Origin of the sequence: Chryseobacterium caseinilyticum (assembly GCF_014837145.1) — a bacterium.
Classification (GTDB): domain Bacteria; phylum Bacteroidota; class Bacteroidia; order Flavobacteriales; family Weeksellaceae; genus Chryseobacterium; species Chryseobacterium caseinilyticum.
The window spans coordinates 1-21,493 of the sequence record NZ_JACYFS010000013.1 but is presented as its reverse complement, the minus strand read 5'-3'; the positions used below and the strand labels follow the sequence as shown (position 1 = coordinate 21,493).

Sequence of the window (21,493 nt, the reverse complement as noted above, 5' to 3'; positions counted from 1 at the left end):
AATATAAAATATCAAATATTACCATTGTTCATCAATAATTGTTTCCATGCTTCTGCAGTCACCTGTAAAGCATATTTTTTTTCTACTATTTTACGACCCTCTACGCCGTGTTTTTTCCTTAAGGAAACATTCTCAGCATATTCAGAAAGTGAATTGTACCATTCTTCCGATGAATTTGCTAAAAAACCATTCCGTTCTGTCACCACTTCTTTATTCATACCAACAGGCGAGGCTATAACCGGAATTCCAGCTGCCATATACTGAATTAGCTTAAATGAACATTTTCCTCTTGACCAAGGAGTATCATCTAAGGGCATCAGTCCTACATCGAAAGACCTTATCCATTGTGTTTCGGTATGTTTTTGCCAAGGCACAAAAACAAATGGAGGTTCTGATTTATGTTGTGTAAATGCACCTACAATGACAATTTCCGCATCACGCTGATTCGCAAATGCAGTAAGTCCCTTTTTTATATTTTCAACATATTTATAAGTAGAAGGAGAACCAATCCATCCAATTCTAAATTTTTTGCTTTCGTAATCTCTTTTTGTTTTGTACTCTTTAAGATCAATAACGGTAGGAATAATAATGATTTTCTTAGCACCTGCAATTTTAGCACGTTTTGCCAGATACTGATTGCCTGCTACGACCACCGAACTAAATTTCATCACCTGATCAATTTTATTACCAAGCAGTTTCTTTATCCATTTGTTAGCATTCAGATCATAATTGTGAAAAATCGCATCATCATAATCCACAATATATTTAATTCCCAATTTACTTAAGAATTTTTCAATCCACGCCGGGAAATAGGGGAATATTTCATATTCTATCACTACACGATCATATCTGAATACTGTAAATAATACAAAAAATCTTTTTAGATATGCTTTCAGAATAAGCATGCTGTTCTTATTTCCATTATATAATGTCTCCAGATATCTGTCATTGAAAAATGTACTAACACTAATTTTCAGATCTGAATTCTCCAAGTAAGGAAAATACTGAAAACTTCGCATTCTACTACTCGCTCCTGCAGAAGTATATTTGGTTAGATATAAAACTTTCATTTCAAAATTTTGACCTGTTATATAAATATTTGTCTGTAAATATTTTTGTAATCATCTACACCTTTTTCAACTGAAAAATACCTTTCCGCTATTTCTCTGCATTTTTGAGATGTTTTCTCTGACCGTAAATTTTCGAATATTTCCTTAAAATTATATTTTTCCAAATCGTTAAAATCGATTATTTTTCCAATATCATTATTGTTGATATAAAAATCATGATCACCCACTCCTGAATTTGTAATTACTGGTATACCAGTTGCCAACAGTTCGCCCAATTTTGTCGCTGCAGAAGCCCTTTTTGAGAAAAAGGGATGAATATAGAATAGTGCAATTTCAAATTCGGCAAGTCTTTCGGGCATTTCCTGAAATGAAACTTTTTCGAGATTAACTTTTTCTGCCGGAATATGAAACTGTTTCAGTTTTTCATTGATATAATCATGTTGTCCACTGTTAAAGATAGTGAAGTGGTAGGGTATTTGTTCTCCTATTTTCTTAATAACCTCTAAAGTTTTTTCAAAATCGTACCACCCGACCGCAGTACCTACATAGCCAATTTTAACAGGACTTTGATAATTGCGATGTATAAATTTAAATCGGTCTAAATCCACGCATGTGGGGATTACTGAAATATTTTTTATCTGATCACCTTTATCAAACAGTTCATTTTCAAGTATTGTTCTCCTTCCTTCAAACGATAACTTATTTATTCCAGCAGCATTTCGGTAAATGGCTTTCTCTACTATTTTCAGTAGCTTGAAAACAAACCCCTGACGATTAAAGCTTCCAACATCAGCACTTTCATCAAAGGCAAAGCCACGTGTATCAAATAAGTAGGTTAATTTAAGCAGATAAGCTACAAATGCCGGGAAATAACTTCTACAATGAGCAAATTTAATATTTTCCCTTTTTGTTATTTTACTTGTTTTTGCCAGCAAATAAAAAAAATTCATTAGTTTACCGAGCTTGTCTGTTTTATACAATATTGGATGCCAGTGAATATCTTTCTTATATAAGCTTTGCATCAGATTATCCATTTTTTCTTTATCTGAAAAATCTTCAGGTTTTTCTAACGATATAAGGTGGTATTGATATTCGGAAGATAGTTTGTAGAGATAAGTCAGCACCTGAGAAGACCCCAAGGCCTCATTCATGCCGTTATAACTTATATAAGCAATTTTTGTTTTTATCATTTTAATTTTCTTGGACTCCTGTCAAAAATATCATTGGTTCATCCATTTCTCATACCATTGCTGAAAAACAAGGATATACCATAGTTTCTGATAATGGCGATCTTTTCCCGAAAGTATATTTTCTTTTAATCTATTTATCTCAATTTCATTAAATATACCCTGATTTTTAATAAAATCAGTTCCAAGGTAAAAGTCAAGTTTAGCTTTTAAAGAATTCTGTAGCCAAGAAAGAACGGGAACCCCAAAACCCATCTTTGGGCGGTTCATCATTTCCCTCGGCACATACTGATGTACAATTTCTTTTAAAATATATTTTTTTTCTCCCTTATTATATTTAAACGAATCAGGTAAAGTAGCAGCCCATTCAAGCACTCTGTGATCCAACATTGGTTCCCGTCCTTCTAAACTAAAAGCCATTGTTGCCCTGTCAACTTTTGTAAGAATATCATCAGGTAAATATGTGACATAATCATAGTACATCATTTTACTTAAATTTCCTTTAATCTCTAAGCCACTAATGAGACTTTTTTCATTAATACTTATATTTTCTTTAAATAATTTTAACAGGTCTGATTTCAGATATGAAGTATTTAGAGTATCAGCTAACTGATATGCTGTAGGATTATTAAATATTTTTTTATAACGATCTGCATCTGAGTGATTGGAGATGAGTTTATTTATAAGAAAATTGTATGGTAACGGTAGTTTTGATATCTTCTGTATCTTATTTAGTTTAGAAATATAATCATAACGATTATATCCTCCAAAAACTTCATCACCACCATCTGCCGACAAAGCTACAGTAACATGCTGTCTTGCCAGACTGCTTACCAACATAGTCGGTATTGCACTTGAGTCCCCAAAAGGCTCATCATAATGGAAAGGCAGTTTTTCTATCAAATCAAACATTTCACTTTCACTGCAATACATTTCTGTATGATCTGTACCGAGACGATCTGCAATTTCTCTTGCATAAAGTGCTTCATTAAGATTCTTATCTTCTACCCCAATCGTGAAGGTTTTAATCTTTTGAGTACGGTTTTTCTGCAGTAATGATGTTACTAAAGTACTGTCGTATCCGCCACTTAAAAATACACCTACGGGAACATCTGCAACCATCCTGTATTCACATGCACTTTGGATGATTTCTTCTGTTTTGTGTGTAGCTTCTGTGAAATCAATATTTAATTTATTTTTTTTGTAAAAATCAGCTGCATCCCAGTATTTTGTTTCTTTAAGAGTCTTGTTATCTGCATTGAAATATATGAAACTGCCCGGTGACACTTTTTTTACATTTTCGAAGATTGAAGTATCTCCTGATATATAACCATATTGTAAGAAATGAGAAACAGAATCTATATTCATTCTTTTCTCAAACTTAGGATGCTTATGAAAACACTTTAATTCAGAAGCAAATAGTATTAATTCATTTTTCTGGTAATAATACAGTGGTTTAATTCCTGTACGATCCCTAAACAACCAAAATTCATCTGTTGATTTATTATGAATTACAAAAGCAAACATACCAATAAATTTCTGAACAGCATCTGTATGCCATTCCTGAAAAGACTGTACAATTACTTCAGTATCCGAAACGGTGGTGAATACTCTACCTTTTGCCAGTAATTCGTCTTTTATCTCCTGAAAATTATAGATCTCACCGTTAAAAACAATTGTTAAGTCTCCAACCGTCATGGGCTGATCCGCAGCATGAGAAAGATCAATAATTGACAATCTGCGGTGTCCGAATCCGATTTGTACTTTTTCTTTTTCTAAAAAGAAAAGACCCTGACCATCTGGCCCACGGTGCTCGATTACTCCTGTCATGTTATCCAGTGTTTCCTTTGAGCTTTTTCCTGTAAAATCAATAAATCCTGTAATTCCGCACATCAGCTGATTAGTTTCTTATATATTTCTATTCTTTTTTCTACAATTTTATCAATGTTGAATATCTGAACTTTTTGACGTGCAGCAGCACCTAATTGTTTACGTAAATCATCGTTATTAATTAGTAATTCAATATTTTCCTTGAGTTCAGTATGACTTTTGGCGTTAACCATTATTCCGTTAATTCCATTATCAATAAAATCTGGAATTCCTCCAACATTGGTTGCTAAAATTGCTTTATTTAAAACCATTGATTCCCCCACAACCATTCCAAAACCTTCTGAAACAGATGGAATTACGATAAGGTCTGCATATAAAATATAGTTAAAAAGTTCCTGTTGCTCTAAATTACCTAATAATGTTATATTATCAATATCATGCTCAACTATTAGATTCTCAATAACTTCCTTCATATGTCCATCTCCAGCGAAAAAGAAGTGCAAGCTATGAACTGATTTATTAATGTCTATGATTGCTTTAATCAAGAATTCATGTCCTTTCTCTTTTACTAAGCGTCCAGGTGTTAATATATTCATTTTATCAGAAGAAAAAACTAAGGGTTTTGATCCTTGTGGTGAGCTGAACTCTTTAACTACAAAACCGTTATGAAGGACTTTAACATCATTTAAGTTCAGCTCGTCTATAAAGTGATTTTTAACACTTTTACTTACTGCTAATTTTATATCGAAAGTATTTAAAGATTGTTTATCAAGCAACTTTCTGAATTTCTTAATTACAGTAGTAGCAGGATCAGCCTGATAACCCAAGTTATGTAATGTAACAATAGTTTTAAGTTGTGGGAATCTAATTGTTTTTAATATACCAACATAGAAGTGAGCAAAAAATAGGTGAGTATCTACAATATCATATTTTCTATTTGTAAGTAAAGCTTTTAATTGCGATAGTATCTTAAAAACATTCCATCGGAAACCCACATTTAACTGATGAACAACTACACCATTACGCTCTAGCTCGCTCAATAAATCATGTTCTTCGAATAATGTTGCAACTTCACAACTTACACCTCTTTTTATAAGAATGTTGATAGTACTGATTAGAGCTCTTTCAGCTCCACCATTGCCTAAAGATTCTATAACAAATAAGATTTTCAAAATATAATTTTTAATTTACTGATAACTGTAATTTTATTTTGTTGCACATTAATAATATTAATGCAGCAAAAAATCTAAAATTAAAATAATAATTTGAATTGTAAGAGGCTCCAATCTTCATGTTTTTCCAGCCATTCAAAAAGTCTTTATAGTTTCTAATCATTTGCCATCCATTAAAGAAATAGGTGTATGCTAGATTCTTTTTTGCAATACCTCTGTATTGGTTAGGAAAATCTGCTAAACTAAATAAATCTAATCGTATTTTGATATTATCTTCATGCATCCTATACAGATCTTTACCTGTATTTCCTGAATGATCCCTCATTACAACAAGAGGTTCTTGAACATAATCAAATTTATACTTCATAGCAATTTTAAAGTAAATAGCTTCACCTTCTGCCCTAAAACCCTCAGAAAAAGGATAACGAAGTAGACACTCTTTTCTGATGATAGGAGAGATTGGGTAAATAAAAAAAGGTTCTGTCAAAAGATTTTTTAGTATCTCGCCATTTCTCATCATTTTATTTGTTGCAGGCTCTAACATTTCTTTCGTATCTTCATAATATCTAAAACCTGCACTATATACGACACCATAATTTTGATCTAAAGAATCAAAAAGTTTCATCTGCATTTCTATCTTTGTTGGAAGATACCAATCATCTGATGATAAAATTGATATAAAATCACCTTTTGCCAATTGCACCCCTTCATTTATTCGAATATGGCCTTTATTCTCATCGTAGAGGATATATTTGATAAATGTATATTTTTTTGCAATCTTCTTTATTATTTCGTGAGAGTTATCACTTGATCCGTCATCAATAATTATATATTCGATATTTGGATAAGTCTGATTAACAACACTTTCAACAGTATTTTGCAAATATCTTGCATGATTAAATGAAGGTGTTATTATTGTAACTAAGGGATATTTTTCTTCCATTTATTTCTTTTTGATTATTTTTTTTACACTGTGATTTATCTGTGTTTTAGCTGATATGTATATTACTATTGTCATTTCTAAAGTTAGTATAGATCCCAAAAAAGAAAATGAAATTTTATAATAATAGTGAGTAAATATGAATATAAAAATACTCATAATAAAAATAGATGTTGGGAGAACTATTTTTTTAAAATCATAATCAATCTTAATTTCACGCGTACCAAAATAAACAGTTAGTAATAATGAAAAAAGATTGCTAATAATAGATGCAGTAATTAAGCCGTAAACTTGATAATCTGCAACTAACAAATAGATAAAAATTAACTGAGTTCCAACTGAAAAGAATTGTATAAGTGATAATAGTTTTGATTTTAAATTATAAGTTAAAATATTAAAAAACAAAAATTGAAATCCATTCAAAAAGGAGGGAACTATTGCTAACCAAAAATAAGGTACAATATCAAAATATTTACTATTTGACAAAATAAATGAGATATTTGAAACACAAAATATTAATACAGCGCAGAACATTATAAAGATGCTTAAGAAAAAAATATATAAATTATTAATTTCTTTTTCATTTTTCTTCGGGTTGCTGTAATACTCGAATAAAAATGGTTGAACAGAATTTGCAAGCGCTTCTGAGCATAATGTAATGAGAGATGCAAAAGTCATCATTAATCCATAAATTGCAATCTCGGCAAGAGACACATACTTCTCTAAAAAAAAACGATCCGCATATCTACCAACCCAAAAGATTAATAAAAAAGGTATTAAGGAAATAGAATATTTTAAAGAGGTATTAATTGTTTTCTTATCAATGAAAAATCTGAAATTCTCACGCATAAGGTATAGTAACACGAAAAATATTAATATGTTACTTAAAAATCTAGCCCACATAACTCCTTCAAGAGAAAAATAAATTGCAAATACTATTTGAAGACAAACTGACAAAAAAATGAAGATCATTTGAATCAAAGCATATTTGTAAACCTTTCTTTCATTTTTTTCAAATGTTAGGCAAATAACAAAAAACTGAGATGATAAGCCCGTTAAAATAGCAAGGTAACCATATGGAAAAAATGATATATTTTTATCGCTTATAAAGATTGAAAATATATACGGTCCAATAATCAGAAATATAATCGATAAAAATATATTAAAAATAATATTAAAACTAAAAATAGTATTTAAAAAATCTGATTTTGACTGCTTTTTATCATTTCTAAAATATAATGGGACAACTGAAGATGATGTGTTTAAACCTCCAAGAATAGAAATTAGAGATGAAATCGTAATAAGCAAAGTATAAGCTCCATATTGCTCAATTGTAAGATATTTTAGGTAAATCGGTAATAATACAAAGGATATTATTGGTTGTAAAAATGTAAATATTGTAAAAATTACAACACTATGCGTAGCAGATTTTGCTTGTTCGTTAAGGTTAATACTTTTCATCTTTGTTTAAGTACTTTTGCAGGTATTCCGCCAACTATTGAGTATGGAGGTATATCTCTAGTAACAACACTGTTTGCCGCAATTATAGAACCTTTTCCAATGGTTACTCCCCTAGTGATTACAACTTGTGTAGCAATCCAAACATCATCATCTATATAAACTTTGCTTGTCTTATAACCCTGATCTTTAATTGGAATTTCTTTACTATCGTAAGAATGATCAATGTCAAGAATATAGCATCTTGGAGCAATCATAACGTTTGAGCCTATGAAAATTTCTTCGAAACATGAAACAATAGAATATTCATTAATAACTGTATTGTTTCCTATAGTTAATTTTCCGGCACCTGCTAATATCACATTAGATCGTACTGCGACATTAGAACCTAAACAAAAGAGATTTTTATAGCATTTAATGTCAACGTTAGATCCAAGACTTAAACGATCAGCAACCATGTTGAACTTATATCTATATAGTATACCTCTCATTAATGGTAGTCTTTCTCTAATTGGAATTGACAAAATAGAAAAGCACTTTAAAAGATACGAAAATGGTAAAAGGACTAATTTTAAAATATTATATAGTAAATACATACATTTTAATCAAGATTGTGCAGAATTCAATACATTAATAACTTTTAACACCTCCTCATTACTCATTACCGGGCTTATCGGAAGACTCAAAACTTCACTGTGTATTTTATCTGTTATTGGAAAATGAAGCTCATTCATCTCCCTGTACGCTCCCTGCTTATGGGGTGGAATAGGATAATGGATCAATGTCTGTACGCCATTTTCTGTAAGATAATTCTGCAGCTTTTCTCTTTCCGAAGTTCTTATAACAAACAAATGCCATACGTGTTCTTTTCCATTGTCAAGTAATTCGGGCAAAATAATATTGGGATTTTTCACTTCCAAAACATATCTTTCTGCTATTTCTCTTCTTCGGTCATTATCTGTATCAATATATTTCAACTTGACATCTAATACAGCCGCCTGCAATTCATCCAATCTTGAATTTAACCCCTGATAGATATTGATGTATTTCTGATTTGACCCATAATTTGCCAAAGCCCTGATGGTTTTTGCCAATTCATCATCACTGGTTGTCACTGCTCCCCCATCTCCCAGCGCTCCCAAATTTTTCCCCGGATAAAAGCTGAAACCTGCTGCATCACCTAAATTCCCGCTTCTGATCCCTTTCCATTCTGCTCCGATTGCCTGCGCATTGTCTTCGATAATTTTCAAATTGTGTTTAGCTGCAATATTTTTTAGATCGTCTGAAAAAATAATGCGTCCGTACAAATGGACAATCATAATTCCCTTTGTTTTAGGAGAGATTTTGTCCTCTATTTTAGTAATATCAATATTGTAGTTATTTAGATCCGGCTCCACTAACACTGGTACTAAACCATTATCTGAAATTGCCAAAACAGAAGCTATGTAGGTATTTGCAGGAACGATAATTTCGTCCCCTTTCTGCATGATCCCTAATTCTATATAAGCCCTTAGAATTAAACGAAGTGCATCCAAACCATTTGCAACGCCGATGGCATATTTTGAACCAATGTATCGTGTCAAATTGTCCTCAAAATTTTTAACTTCATTTCCAAGGAGATACCAGCCAGAACGGAAGGTATGTAGTAGTTTTTCTTCTATTTCCTGCTGATAAGCAAGGTTTATTTTCTGTAAATCAAGAAATTTGATCATTTTGTTTTTTTCTTATTGATAGATTATTGTTCCGTTTATGTCAATAGTACCTTTCTGTTTTGCAGGGTTTCCAAACCAAACTGTGTTCGCAGGAACATTTTTGGTAACAACACTGCCCGCCCCTATAAGTGCATTTTCTCCAATTGTATTTCCCGTAACGATAGTTGAATTCGCTCCAATAGAAGCACCTTTTTTAACAATTGTTTTTGAAAATGATTTGGGATATTGCTTTGATCTCGGTATCAGGTCGTTGGTAAAAGTAACATTTGGACCAATAAACACATTATCTTCGAGAGTTACACCGTCCCAAATCTGGACACCCGGTTTTATGGTAACGTTGTCTCCTATTACCACATCATTTTCTATCAGCACCTGACAGTTAATATTACAATGATCCCCAATAACCGCATCTTTCAGTACTACACAATATTGCCATATCATTGTATTTTCTCCGATATTTCCTGACTGAACATCAGACAGTGAATGTATTTTAGCCATTTTTCCTATAATTTAAAAAGTCTTTATATTCACGAATATAATCCTTTTCGGTATATTCCATTGAAGCTAAAACAAGGCAAATACTTCCACTTGAAAAGTCCTTCATTTCTCTCCAAATTCCTGGTTTAATGTGTAAAGCTTTATTCGGATGATTTAAAAAGACTTCCCTTTTATTTACTCCATCATCTAAAATAAAATTAAATGACCCACTAGCCGCAACTACATATTGTTGGAGTTGATAATGGGAGTGTCCACCTCTTTCAGCACCCATTGGAACATCGTAGAGGTAATAAACTCTCTTAATATCAAAGGGAATGTTTATATTATTTTCTAAAACTGTGATGTTTCCATTTTCGTTATGAACAATGGGCAATTCTACAATCTCACAATCTTCGACACTAAATTTCATTTTTCAGCAATTTGAACTGTTCATAATCTCTGATATAATCAGATTCGTTGTAAAGTCTATCTGATACGATTAAAGCCAGAGAATTAGTAGAAAAATTCTCAAGCCTTCGCCAATACATTTTAGGTATATACAGACCTGAATATGACCGGTTGAGAGAAAACTTCTTATCGACTTGACCGTCATTTAAAACTACATCAAAACTTCCTGAAAGTGCAATAATAAACTCCTGCTGTTCTCTAAAGGCATGACTTCCTCTAATTTCGCCACCTGGCACATCGTATATCCAATAAGTTCTTGCTATATCGAAAGGCAGCTGATTAGGAAATTCAAAAAAAGACAGATTGCCACGTTTATCCAATATTTTTGGCAGTTCTATTATTTTTGGATTATTAATCATCATAATTTACCGTCAGTAATCTTCAAAATTCCTTTAACATCATACACTACCGCATTTTCCTTCTTCAGGTCTTCAAAATTTATATTTAAAAATTCTTTGTGCGAAACCCCTAAAACTACGCAATCAAATTTCTTTTCCGGTAATGTATTTAAACTTTCAATTCCATACTCATGTTTTACTTCATCAGGATTTGCCCAAGGATCATACGTTTTCACGCTTATTCCAAAGTCTTCTAAAGCCGCAATAACATCCAGTATTTTAGTATTTCTAACGTCCGGACAATTTTCTTTAAAAGTAATTCCCAACATCAGAAGCTCTGCACCATTGACATTGATATTCTTTTTTATCAGTGCCTTTACTACTTGTGATGCAACATAGTCCCCCATAGAATCATTCATTCTTCTACCGGCCAGAATGATCTCCGGATGGTAGCCATGTTCCTGTGCTTTCTGCGCAAGATAATATGGGTCTACACCAATACAATGACCTCCGACCAGGCCTGGTTTAAAAGGTAGAAAGTTCCACTTGGTTCCTGCAGCCTCCAAAACAGCGTGTGTATCAATATCCAATAAATTAAAAATCTTAGCCAATTCGTTAACAAATGCAATGTTAATATCTCTTTGGGAATTTTCGATCACTTTTGCCGCTTCTGCCACTTTTATTGTAGGAGCCAGATGTGTACCTGCAGTAATAACCGATTTATATAAATCATCAACCACTTTACCTATTTCTGGTGTGGATCCTGAAGTAACTTTTAATATTTTTTCAACTGTATGTTCCTTGTCACCCGGATTTATTCTTTCGGGTGAATAGCCTGCATAAAAATCTTCGTTGAATTTAAGTCCAGACAGCCTTTCGATAACAGGAATACAATCTTCCTCCGTAGCTCCAGGATAAACAGTAGATTCGTAAATTACAATGTCTCCTTTTTTAATCACTTTTGCAACCGTTTCACTGGCTCTGTACAAAGGAGTCAGATCCGGTCTGTTATTTTTATCTACAGGTGTGGGTACTGTAATGATGTATACATTTGCATCTCTGATTTCATCTAAACTGTACGAGCAACAGAGCCCAGTTACATCATTGATGAAGGGAGATTCTTTTTTCAAAACAGATTTTAGAATATCATTTTCAACTTCAAGTGTTACATCTATTCCCTCATTTAATTCTCTGATACGGGTTTGATTTATGTCAAAGCCAATAACAGGATATTTTGTTGCAAAAAGTCTTGCCAAAGGCAACCCTACATAACCAAGACCAATGATTGCTATTTTTTTCATAATTTTTGAGTATACAATTAAACGAGTTCATTTTTTAAAGTACTCCAGTACCATTCAACCGCATCTTTCAGACCGGCAGATATATTGTGAGTAGGTTGATAGCATAACAGTTGCTGTGCTTTGTCAATTGACGCCAATGAATGTGGTATATCGCCTAATCTTGACGGACCATGAACAATTTTCACATCCTTAATCTTTTCATCAAAGTCAGAAAGATATTCTTTAAGATATTTAAGCAAGTCGTTCAACGTTGTTCTGTCTCCGACTGCAGTATTGTAAACTGTATTGACAGCATCCGGATTATCAGTCAACATTGCCAGCTCATTCATCTGAATCACGTTGTCTATGTAAGTAAAATCGCGCGAATAGTTGCCGTCGCCATTTACAACAGGTGACTCATGATTAATTAACTGTTTGACAAACAGAGGTATTACTGCTGCGTAAGCCCCATTTGGATCCTGGCGTCTTCCAAAGACATTAAAATATCTCAAACCGATGCATTCAATGCCATACGTTTTACTGAAAACATCAGCATATAATTCATTGACATATTTTGTAATAGCGTATGGAGATAAGGGTTTTCCTATCACATCTTCAACTTTGGGAAGTGCTTCAGAATCTCCATAGGTAGATGATGATGCTGCATAAACAAATCTTTTAACTCCCTTATTTTTTGCCGCTGTAAGCATGTTTAAAAATCCGGTAACGTTCACCTCATTGGAGGTCTGAGGATCTTTGATAGAACGTGGAACAGAACCTAAAGCTGCCTGATGTAAAATAAAATCGACTCCCTCACATGCTTTTTCACAAATTTCAGATTCTCTAATATCACCCTCAATTAGCTCATAATTAGGATTATTAAGGAAATTAACAATATTGTGTCGATGACCCGTTGCAAAATTATCAAGACAGACTACCTGATAGTTTTTTGCAAGAAAGTATTCAGTTAGATTGGATCCTATAAAACCTGCTCCGCCCGTAATCAGTATTTTTTTCATTGTAAATGTATTAGACAATAAATAATAGACCTGTATCTACTAAAATTGTATTATTTATGTATTCGTATTCAGTATTTTAGTCTAATTTCAAGTCACTCTCCATCATTTCTTTTACTAATCCAGCCAAATCATATTTAGGTTCCCACCCTAACTGTGTTTTAGACTTGGTTGGATCCCCAATCAGCAAATCCACTTCTGTAGGTCTGTAATATTCCGGATCTACAGAAACAACAATTTTTCCTATTTTCAACTGATATAAAGGATCGTTACATGCTACCACTTTCGCAATTTCATTTTCATTTTCACCTTCAAAAGACAGTTCCACTCCAATTTCATTGAACGCCATTCTGACAAAATCACGTACCGACGTGGTCTCTCCCATAGCAATCACAAAGTCTTCCGGTTTATCCTGCTGAAGGATTCTCCACATGGCTTCTACATAGTCTTTGGCATGCCCCCAATCTCTTAAAGCATTTAAATTGCCTAAGTACAGACATTCCTGTTTTCCTTTCGCAATAGCTGCTGTTGCCATGGTGATTTTACGGGTTACAAAAGTTTCTCCTCTTCTCGGAGATTCGTGGTTAAAAAGAATACCATTGCAGGCAAACATTCCGTATGCTTCACGGTAGTTTTTGGTAATCCAGAAACCATAAATCTTTGCTGCTCCATAAGGAGAACGTGGATAAAATGGCGAGTTTTCATCATAGAACCCTGCAGCATTTTTATTTTCAGGAAGACCACCGTACAATTCTGAAGTAGAAGCCTGGTAGATTCTGGTTTTTTTCTCAAGACCTAAAATACGTACTGCCTCCAGAATTCTCAACGTTCCGATACCGTCTACATTCGCCACGTATTCCGGAGAATCAAAAGATACTTTTACGTGAGACATAGCGCCAAGATTGTAAATCTCATCCGGCTGTACTTCCTGAATGATTCTGATGATGTTCATAGAATCCGTCAAATCACCATAGTGCAGTGTAAAATTTACATTCTGCTCATGCTGATCCTGGTATAGGTGGTCAATTCTCTGTGTATTGAATGAAGAAGCTCTTCTTTTAATACCATGAACACGATATCCTTTGTCCAGCAGAAGCTCTGCGAGATATGATCCGTCCTGGCCTGTAACGCCGGTGATTAATGCTGTTTTCATCGAATGAGATGTTTTTTTATAAATGATGATTGATAAATATTTGTATACAATGTCACTAAGAAGAGCGAAGCAGCGTGTTCAATATTTTGCTGTGCTCAACGGATTGCTTCGTCAATCGTGCCTCTTTCCTCGCAATGACATTTTCATATCAACTCATTTTTACTTCTTTAAAATTATTAATGTTTTCCAAAAACCAATTGTAGGTATTAACGATGCCCTGCTCCAGTTCTACTTTGTGTTTCCATCCCAAATCGTGCATTTTTGAAACATCCATGAGTTTTCTTGGTGTGCCATCCGGCTTTTCTGCATCCCAGAGGATTTCCCCTGTATGGCCTACTACTTTCTGAATCAACTCAGCCAATTCTCTGATGGTCCTATCCACTCCTGTTCCCACATTGTATAAATGTTCAGGAAGTACATTTTCCAAAGCGAAGATTACAGAAGCTGCCATATCGTCGACGTACAGGAATTCTCTCATTGGTGTGCCTGATCCCCATAAAGTGACTGCGGCATTGTCATTTTCTTTTGCTTCATGAAACTTTCTGATCATTGCCGGGAGAACGTGTGATGTCTTCAGGTCGAAATTGTCGTGCGTTCCATACAGATTGGTCGGCATTAGAGAAACATAGTCTTTCCCGAACTGCTTTCTAATTGCTTCACAGGTTTTGATCCCTGTAATTTTTGCCACAGCGTACCATTCATTGGTAGGCTCCAGCGTATCTGTTAACAGGTATTCCTCCTTTAGAGGCTGCGGTGCCATTTTAGGATAGATGCATGAAGAGCCGAGGAAAATAAATTTCTCCACATCATTCTGCAAAGCTGCATCGATCAGATTGTTCTGAATCTGCATGTTCTCCATTAAAAACTGGTAGGGATAGTTACTGTTTGCCAGAATACCGCCTACTCTTGCGGCTGCATCGATTACGACATCCGGTTTTTTTTCTTCAAAAAATGTCTTCACTGCCTGCTGATCTTTCAGATCGAATTCAGCACTTGTAAATCCCAGTAAATTGGTATAGCCCTGATCTGAGAGCTGTCTCCAGATTGCAGAACCCACCATCCCACGATGTCCTGCGATGTATATTTTGGATTGCTTTGTTACCATTGTTTTTGTGATGGGCTATTTTATTATTATGGTCAGACAATGACATGTTTATTCTTTTATTTTCCAAACCAGCTGCGCCATGTTTTTTTCTGAGTGGCTCCGTAGCCGTAGCCGTATTTATAGCCATAGCCGTAGCTGCTGTTGGTGGTATCTACATCATTCAACAGGAATGCGGTATTTTTGATTTTGTTCTGCTCCACCTGTGTATTGGCAAAGCTGATCAGCTTTTTCTCCGTGTACCGTGATCTTGTGACGTATAAAGTCATATCTGCCACGTCTGCAATCAGGAATGAATCTGTTACTAACATTAGCGGTGCCGTGTCTAAAACGATATAGTCATAGTGCGACTTTAAACTCTGTACCAATTCCTGATATCTTCCGTTTGAAAGAAGCTCTGTAGGATTTGGAGTAATTGCACCGGAATAGATAACATCGCAATGCGGATTAAATGTTGTCTGGTGTGTAATTTCTTCTTTGGTAATTGAACTGTCGTACATAAATTCAGCCAGACCTGTCAGTCCTTTTCTGGATTCATTGTATCGCTGCAGCTGAGGGTTTCTTATATCAGAACCAATAATGATCACCTTTGTTCTTTGTGTTGCTAAAGTTAACGCCAGGTTTACCGATATGAAGGTTTTCCCCTCACCCTTTACGGTAGAGGTAACCAAAATTACTTTACCCTCCTCTTTTCTCGGCAACATAAAGCCTATATTGGTAATTAAAATCCTAAATGCTTCTGCCATTGGTGAGAGATCGTTTACCTTAACCAACTCGTCTTCTCCTTTCAACAGTGACGGGATTTCTCCAATGACCGGTTTTTTCCCTGTAAGTTTATCCAGATCCTGAGTAGACTTTACTTTATTATTTAGTAAACCTACTAAATAAATAATTATAAAAGGAAGTAATACACCACTGATCAATGCTCCCAAATAAATTACCTGTTTCTTCGGTGACACCGGTGTTGAAGCCGTAAATGCGTAATCTACAATTCTCGCTTTGGGTGCAGCAATTGCAAGAGATATTGCTGCCTCCTCTCTTTTCTGCAATAATAGGAGATAGAGTTCTTCCTTGATGGTCTGCTGCCTTTCGATGCTTCTGAACATTTTTTCCTGGAAGGGTACCTTGGAAATTCTTCCGCTCAGCCTATTCTGCTCGCCCTGAATAGCATTTCTGCTGATTTGCAACGCAGCACGTGTACGGTTTAAGCTTCCAATGATGGAAGTTCTCAGCGCTGCAATCTGTTTTGTAACATCCTGAACTACAGGGTTCAGTTGTGTGGAATTTTCCAACAATCTGGCTCTTTCCGTAATCAACTGGTTGTACATTCCCATATTCATGGATGCCTCCGAATCACTTAGCCCTATATTTAAGGGAAGAATCTGATTTGAATTCTGAGTGTTAAGATAGCCCAATAAGCTGTTCACTGTTTCGAGCTGTGCTTCGTTCTCAATCTGGCTTTGACGTGCTTTTGATGCTGTCTCTAAAGAAATTCCTGCTTCAGTACTGATATCCGCAATATTATTCTTGACTTTAAAATCTTCCTTTTGACCTTCTACCCTTCCCAATTCCTCACCAATAAGGCGCACACGGTCGTCTATAAATTCAGCTGTTTTCTGTGCTTCAGAGTTTTTATCCAAGACTGCTTCACGATTGTAGTTGATTGCCAGCCTATTGAGAATGTCTTCAGATTTTTCTGCAACTGAGTTGTTCATCGACATCCTCAATACTGTTGTTTCTCTCTCTACAACTTCAACAATAAGCTTCTGCGCATATGCTCTTGCTCTGTCAGTTCCAGACATAAAGCCGAGCCTGAAGGTTTGTGTGGGATTACCCTTTGATTTTATATCATTTCTGTTTTTCTGAAACATAATTACCCCGAAAGGCATTGACAGTGCTTTGTTAAAAGGTGTTCTAATGTTTTTTTTAAAACTTTCAGATTCCAGGATAATAAAATCGTTTTCAATTTTAGCAAAAACAGGTTTTGCGGGATACTGACCTTTTGGTTTTTCACTGATTACCCGTACAGTGAAAGGGGCGGAATCTTTATAGAGTTCAATTTCCTTAATATTGCCCTGAGAATAGATATCTGTTTCCAATCCCAACTCTCTCACTACAGAAAGCATAAGTTTTGCAGATTTCAGAATCTGTTTTTCATTTGAAACAGAATTAGCACCCATACTTCCTATACCTGATATTTCGGATACTACAGACATTTCCGGTTGTCCGGATCCCGAATTTTTTACTTCCTTAATCAGTAGCGTTGATTCAGTACTATATACCGGAACTGAATATCTTAAGAAGAACCATGCTCCCATAACTGCAACCATGGCTCCCAATAAGAACCAATACCATTTGATCAGGTATGGTCTGAACTGTTCCCTAAGGTCTAAAATTTCTTCGTGTGACTGCTCTTCGATATAATTGTTATCCACTCTTTATATTTAGCTTATGATGTTGTTGTTTCGCTTAACTGTTGATTGGCTATTGGTTAAGCGTTGATTTGTTTAGTTGGTTAGGTTTTCCTGCAGCAACTACAGACTTCCCTATCTTCTTGTTAATGAGATAATTCCTATTACCAGTGATGCAACAACAGATGATACTGAAATGTACAGACCTAAATTCGGGTCTACCCTTGCTGCTTTTTCTCTGTTGGCATTCGGCTGTACATAGATGATATCGTTCTGCTTCAAATAATAGTACGGAGAATTCATAAAGCCTGCACTTGTAAGATCTATTCTCTGTTTTGTTATCTGCCCATCCACATTTCTGATCAGCAAAACATTCTGTCTCACTCCATAGGGTGTGAGATCTCCTGCCAATGCCAAAGCACTCCAAACCGTAGCATTGCCTTCCGGCATAACATAAGTTCCGGGTTTTGCCACCTCTCCAGCGAGGGAAACTTTGAAATTCACCAGTTTTACATCCACAATCGGATCTTTGATGTATTTCTCCAATAAATCCGAAAGCTTATTTCTGAAAGTCTCAATATTTTCTCCTTTTGTATTAATTTTACCTAACTGCGGGAAAACAATATTGTAGTCTGTGTCTACAAAATAGGTAGGACCTGAAACCGGTAACTGCTGTGGCATGCTGTTGGAACTGGGCATTGAATACTGAGTTACGGTTGTAGATGATGAATAATTCTGATTGAATGGCTTCACTGCATCCATATCACGGGCAGAAATATTTACTATTAACTGGTCGCCAGGCTGCAGCGTGCTTCGGCTGTTTTTAATGGAATTATCCAACGCCATATTGTCTATATCAGTCATGTAATTGATTTCCTGTCTCGCGGTGCATGATGCCATTATGAGACCTAAAAAACCATATATCAATAATTTCTTACCATTCATTGTTTTAAAAATTTTGCACAAAAATAGGATTATTATTCAGTAATTTAACTTTGGGGTGTAAATATCATGTTAATATGCGTTCACAACACTATATCACATTAGTGCGCAGTATCTTTCACATTTCCTTTATCAAGCTGTTCGAATTCTGAATTGTTGCTCAGGAACTCCGGAACCAAGCCTTTCAGCAGGGTTACCACTTCGTATTTATCACGTCTTACCGCCGAACGTACAATTTTACAAAAATATTTATCTACAGTATCGAAGTCTTCACAGTGATCTTTGCTGATCATAATTTTCTCATGATGCGTAGGAACTGTCACTGCATTATCACTCAACAGTTCTTCATACAGTTTTTCACCCGGACGAAGACCAATAAACGAGATTTTAATATCTTCATCCGGAATGTAACCCGAAAGTCTGATCATTCTCCTTGCCAAATCGATGATCTTCACAGGATCTCCCATATCAAATACATAAATCTCACCTCCGTTCCCCATGGTTCCTGCCTGTAAAACCAGTTCACAAGCTTCAGGAATCGTCATAAAATAGCGGATAATGTCCGGATGTGTAATGGTGACAGGACCTCCTTTCTCAATCTGTTTTTTAAAATGAGGAATCACAGATCCATTAGAGCCCAACACATTACCGAAACGGGTTGTAATGAATTTTGTAGTGTTTCCACCGGTATTCTGCAGGGACTGCACAAAAAGTTCTGCTGCTCTCTTTGATGCTCCCATTACATTGGTAGGATTAACCGCCTTGTCGGTAGAAATCATCACAAAACGGTTGACGTTATATTTTTTTGACAACAATGCCAGATTTTTGGTTCCCAAAATATTGACGAAAACAGCCTCGTGCGGGTTGTCTTCAATCAGCGGAACATGTTTGTATGCAGCTGCATGATACACCATTGAAAAACTGTATTCTTCAAAAACCCTTTCTAACCTGTGTCTGTTTGAAATATCTGCTAAAATAAACCGGAATTTCTGATTGGGAAATTTTTCTGAAAGCTCCATTTCCAGTTCATACAGCGGAGATTCTGCCTGATCTAAAATAACGATCACCGAAGGCGCAAATTCCGCTACCTGACGGACAATTTCACTTCCAATAGAGCCTGCTCCACCCGTAATCAAGACGTTTTTTCCGAAATGCCTTTTCATCACATCTCCATTTTCCAGCTTAATCGGTCTTCTGTTCAGAAGATCCTCAATCTGAAGATTTCTAATCCCTCCCACGAGATCCTGATCTCTCATTTTACCGATGGTTGGTGCCTTTAAAACTTTCAGACCTTTGTCTAATGAAAGGTTCATCCATTCTTCAAGTTCTTTTTTGCTCATGATCTCTTTGATCATCAGCACTGCATCAAATTCTCTTAAAATCTTCGGTGAGCTGAAAAATTCCTTTTTACTGTAGATGTGGTGCCCGAGCAATATTGCCCTTTTGGAGTCTGTTCTGTTGGTGATAAATCCTCCCAAACGGTAAGGATAATTGGGATTGTGCATGATCGCTCTTGCCAATGATACAGAAACGTCTTCCACTCCTACAACCGCCACATTCAGATTAGTCGGAGATCTTCTGTACTCTATCATCAAGCTGAAAAATCTCTTAGTCAGCATTCTAAAGAAGAACATGATGGACACAGAAACAAAAAAGAATAAAAATATGTTTGGATACAGATACAGAGGTTTACCCTTTACAAGATAAAAAGCATAATTAAAAACGAAAAGTGTTACCAATGTACTCCCTGAAGAAAGCAGGATTTTTGAAAAATCAAAAAAGGTAGAATGTCTTATTATTCCGGCATAGGTGCGGAAAATAAACATATAGAACAGGTTTACAAGAACAACAATAAGCCCCTGCAGAGGCAGAAGGTGTGGATAATTAATTCTGACGTGTAACTGATTCAGGAAATAATACGAAATCACAACAGAAAAAAGTACGAAAGCAATATCGAAGAACAGTACCATCCATCTCGGTATATATCTTACACGTGTGATCTTCAATAGATTATCACCATTATACAATGCTTTGAATCCATCGTTTAATTTTTTCATCAGGGAATTTCTGTATACTTTTTTGTTTGCCTGCAAATGTATGAATATTATTGCAATTTTTTCGGTTTTTTATTTGATTTCGGTATAAAAAACGATGCGTGAAATAATACTGATAATCAACAGTTTATAATTATTCCAAATTGAATGAATACCGTTGATGATTTTGCTCCTTTCAAATATTTTTAAACGGGAAAAGACAGCTTTTTTTTGGATAAATTTGATGATGGAGATGAGTAATGAGTAATGGGTAATGATTGATGATTGATGATTGATGATTGATGATTGATGATTGATGATCGATGATTGATGATCGATGATTGATAGTTGATGGGTGATGAATGATGAGTGATGAATGATGGTTGATAGATGATGGTTTTTACATGATCAGCATCTTTGCTCTGTACATTAGGTCGGTGTGTTGGTTTGTATCAGATGGTTTATCACAAATACCACAAATCCAGGAACTTCTATTCTGCAGATCCCACCTTAACCTTAACCTTAACCTTAACCTTAACCTTAACCTTAACCTTAACCTTAACCTTAACCTTAACCTTAACCTTAACCTTAACCTTAACCTTAACCTTAACCTCGCATCCCGAAATCCGTATCCCGATGATCCCACCCTAACTTCACAGTCCGTATCTCGTATCCGGCATCTCGCATCTTGAACCTTGAATGTTGAATCTTGAATCTTAAATTTTGAACTTTGAATTTTGAATCTTGAATCTTGAATCTTGAATATTTTTCTGCGTCAGGAGCAAAAAAAAGTCTCATACAAATGAATGTATGAGACTTTTAAATAAAAACTGGCGGCGACCTACTCTCCCGCTTTCGCAGTACCATCGGCGCTGGTGGGCTTAACTTCTGTGTTCGGAATGGG

Annotated in this window: 17 protein-coding genes, 1 rRNA gene and 1 pseudogene; all 19 read right to left on the bottom strand. The window is 35.2% G+C overall.

What is annotated here, in order from left to right; translation table 11 throughout:
• Window positions 1-11: 11 nt before the first annotated feature.
• Window positions 12-1,070, bottom strand: coding sequence for a glycosyltransferase family 4 protein (locus IC610_RS19645; RefSeq protein WP_191738539.1), 1,059 nt, complete (start codon window positions 1,068-1,070; stop codon window positions 12-14).
• A gap of 17 nt (window positions 1,071-1,087) precedes the next feature.
• The gene (locus IC610_RS19640) at window positions 1,088-2,260 is read right to left on the bottom strand and encodes a glycosyltransferase family protein (RefSeq protein ID WP_191738537.1); all 1,173 of its coding nucleotides are present in this window, start codon (window positions 2,258-2,260) and stop codon (window positions 1,088-1,090) included.
• 30 nt (window positions 2,261-2,290) lie between these two features.
• Entirely contained in the window at window positions 2,291-4,150 is a 1,860-nt protein-coding gene (gene asnB / locus IC610_RS19635) for an asparagine synthase (glutamine-hydrolyzing) (protein ID WP_191738535.1), read from the bottom strand.
• The gene (locus IC610_RS19630; RefSeq protein ID WP_191738533.1) at window positions 4,150-5,259 is read right to left on the bottom strand and encodes a glycosyltransferase family 4 protein; all 1,110 of its coding nucleotides are present in this window, start codon (window positions 5,257-5,259) and stop codon (window positions 4,150-4,152) included. The genes asnB and IC610_RS19630 overlap by 1 nt, the downstream gene beginning before the upstream one ends.
• A 10-nt stretch (window positions 5,260-5,269) precedes the next feature.
• Window positions 5,270-6,202 carry a glycosyltransferase family 2 protein gene (locus tag IC610_RS19625; protein WP_191738531.1) on the bottom strand — a complete coding sequence of 311 codons (933 nt, stop codon included), beginning with the start codon at window positions 6,200-6,202 and terminating at the stop codon, window positions 5,270-5,272.
• Window positions 6,203-7,660: a lipopolysaccharide biosynthesis protein gene (locus IC610_RS19620; protein WP_191738529.1), complete on the bottom strand. Its 1,458-nt coding sequence runs from the start codon at window positions 7,658-7,660 to the stop codon at window positions 6,203-6,205.
• Window positions 7,660-7,809: pseudogene (locus IC610_RS20245) on the bottom strand (acyltransferase); the annotation flags it as partial. The pseudogene IC610_RS20245 and the gene IC610_RS19620, both read right to left, overlap by 1 nt.
• A 453-nt stretch (window positions 7,810-8,262) precedes the next feature.
• Window positions 8,263-9,369 (bottom strand): DegT/DnrJ/EryC1/StrS family aminotransferase, encoded by a 1,107-nt coding sequence (locus IC610_RS19610; RefSeq protein ID WP_191738525.1) that lies wholly within the window; start codon window positions 9,367-9,369, stop codon window positions 8,263-8,265.
• 12 nt (window positions 9,370-9,381) lie between these two features.
• On the bottom strand, window positions 9,382-9,867 hold the full coding sequence (locus IC610_RS19605) for an acyltransferase (RefSeq protein WP_191738523.1): 486 nt from the start codon (window positions 9,865-9,867) through the stop codon (window positions 9,382-9,384).
• Window positions 9,860-10,276 (bottom strand): sugar 3,4-ketoisomerase, encoded by a 417-nt coding sequence (locus tag IC610_RS19600; RefSeq protein WP_191738521.1) that lies wholly within the window; start codon window positions 10,274-10,276, stop codon window positions 9,860-9,862. Before IC610_RS19600 ends, IC610_RS19605 begins: the two co-directional genes overlap by 8 nt.
• A complete protein-coding gene (locus IC610_RS19595) occupies window positions 10,266-10,676 on the bottom strand; it encodes a sugar 3,4-ketoisomerase (RefSeq protein ID WP_191738519.1) in 411 nt (136 codons plus the stop codon). Before IC610_RS19595 ends, IC610_RS19600 begins: the two co-directional genes overlap by 11 nt.
• Window positions 10,673-11,953 carry a nucleotide sugar dehydrogenase gene (locus tag IC610_RS19590; protein ID WP_191738517.1) on the bottom strand — a complete coding sequence of 427 codons (1,281 nt, stop codon included), beginning with the start codon at window positions 11,951-11,953 and terminating at the stop codon, window positions 10,673-10,675. The genes IC610_RS19595 and IC610_RS19590 overlap by 4 nt, the downstream gene beginning before the upstream one ends.
• A 17-nt stretch (window positions 11,954-11,970) precedes the next feature.
• A complete protein-coding gene (locus tag IC610_RS19585) occupies window positions 11,971-12,951 on the bottom strand; it encodes an SDR family oxidoreductase (RefSeq protein WP_191738515.1) in 981 nt (326 codons plus the stop codon).
• Between the two features lie 76 nt (window positions 12,952-13,027).
• Window positions 13,028-14,101 carry a GDP-mannose 4,6-dehydratase gene (gene gmd / locus IC610_RS19580; RefSeq protein ID WP_191738513.1) on the bottom strand — a complete coding sequence of 358 codons (1,074 nt, stop codon included), beginning with the start codon at window positions 14,099-14,101 and terminating at the stop codon, window positions 13,028-13,030.
• A gap of 148 nt (window positions 14,102-14,249) precedes the next feature.
• Window positions 14,250-15,206, bottom strand: coding sequence for a GDP-L-fucose synthase family protein (locus IC610_RS19575; RefSeq protein ID WP_191738511.1), 957 nt, complete (start codon window positions 15,204-15,206; stop codon window positions 14,250-14,252).
• 56 nt (window positions 15,207-15,262) lie between these two features.
• Entirely contained in the window at window positions 15,263-17,638 is a 2,376-nt protein-coding gene (locus IC610_RS19570; protein WP_317173467.1) for a GumC family protein, read from the bottom strand.
• 111 nt (window positions 17,639-17,749) lie between these two features.
• Complete coding sequence (locus IC610_RS19565; protein ID WP_191738509.1) at window positions 17,750-18,559, bottom strand: polysaccharide biosynthesis/export family protein; 810 nt, start codon at window positions 18,557-18,559, stop codon at window positions 17,750-17,752.
• Window positions 18,560-18,657: 98 nt separating this feature from the next.
• Window positions 18,658-20,613, bottom strand: coding sequence for a nucleoside-diphosphate sugar epimerase/dehydratase (locus IC610_RS19560; RefSeq protein ID WP_191738507.1), 1,956 nt, complete (start codon window positions 20,611-20,613; stop codon window positions 18,658-18,660).
• An 804-nt stretch (window positions 20,614-21,417) separates the two neighbouring features.
• A 5S ribosomal RNA gene (gene rrf / locus IC610_RS19555) occupies window positions 21,418-21,493 on the bottom strand; the annotation flags it as partial.

What these genes read in the sequence shown, in the direction of transcription:
- IC610_RS19645 (WP_191738539.1), bottom strand. Translation starts at nt 1,070, where the DNA reads ATGAAAGTTTTATATCTAACCAAATATACTTCTGCAGGAGCGAGTAGT.
- IC610_RS19640 (WP_191738537.1), bottom strand. Translation starts at nt 2,260, where the DNA reads ATGATAAAAACAAAAATTGCTTATATAAGTTATAACGGCATGAATGAG.
- asnB (WP_191738535.1), bottom strand. Translation starts at nt 4,150, where the DNA reads ATGTGCGGAATTACAGGATTTATTGATTTTACAGGAAAAAGCTCAAAG.
- IC610_RS19625 (WP_191738531.1), bottom strand. Translation starts at nt 6,202, where the DNA reads ATGGAAGAAAAATATCCCTTAGTTACAATAATAACACCTTCATTTAAT.
- IC610_RS19620 (WP_191738529.1), bottom strand. Translation starts at nt 7,660, where the DNA reads ATGAAAAGTATTAACCTTAACGAACAAGCAAAATCTGCTACGCATAGT.
- IC610_RS19610 (WP_191738525.1), bottom strand. Translation starts at nt 9,369, where the DNA reads ATGATCAAATTTCTTGATTTACAGAAAATAAACCTTGCTTATCAGCAG.
- IC610_RS19605 (WP_191738523.1), bottom strand. Translation starts at nt 9,867, where the DNA reads ATGGCTAAAATACATTCACTGTCTGATGTTCAGTCAGGAAATATCGGA.
- IC610_RS19600 (WP_191738521.1), bottom strand. Translation starts at nt 10,276, where the DNA reads ATGAAATTTAGTGTCGAAGATTGTGAGATTGTAGAATTGCCCATTGTT.
- IC610_RS19595 (WP_191738519.1), bottom strand. Translation starts at nt 10,676, where the DNA reads ATGATGATTAATAATCCAAAAATAATAGAACTGCCAAAAATATTGGAT.
- IC610_RS19590 (WP_191738517.1), bottom strand. Translation starts at nt 11,953, where the DNA reads ATGAAAAAAATAGCAATCATTGGTCTTGGTTATGTAGGGTTGCCTTTG.
- IC610_RS19585 (WP_191738515.1), bottom strand. Translation starts at nt 12,951, where the DNA reads ATGAAAAAAATACTGATTACGGGCGGAGCAGGTTTTATAGGATCCAAT.
- gmd (WP_191738513.1), bottom strand. Translation starts at nt 14,101, where the DNA reads ATGAAAACAGCATTAATCACCGGCGTTACAGGCCAGGACGGATCATAT.
- IC610_RS19575 (WP_191738511.1), bottom strand. Translation starts at nt 15,206, where the DNA reads ATGGTAACAAAGCAATCCAAAATATACATCGCAGGACATCGTGGGATG.
- IC610_RS19565 (WP_191738509.1), bottom strand. Translation starts at nt 18,559, where the DNA reads ATGAATGGTAAGAAATTATTGATATATGGTTTTTTAGGTCTCATAATG.
- IC610_RS19560 (WP_191738507.1), bottom strand. Translation starts at nt 20,613, where the DNA reads ATGAAAAAATTAAACGATGGATTCAAAGCATTGTATAATGGTGATAAT.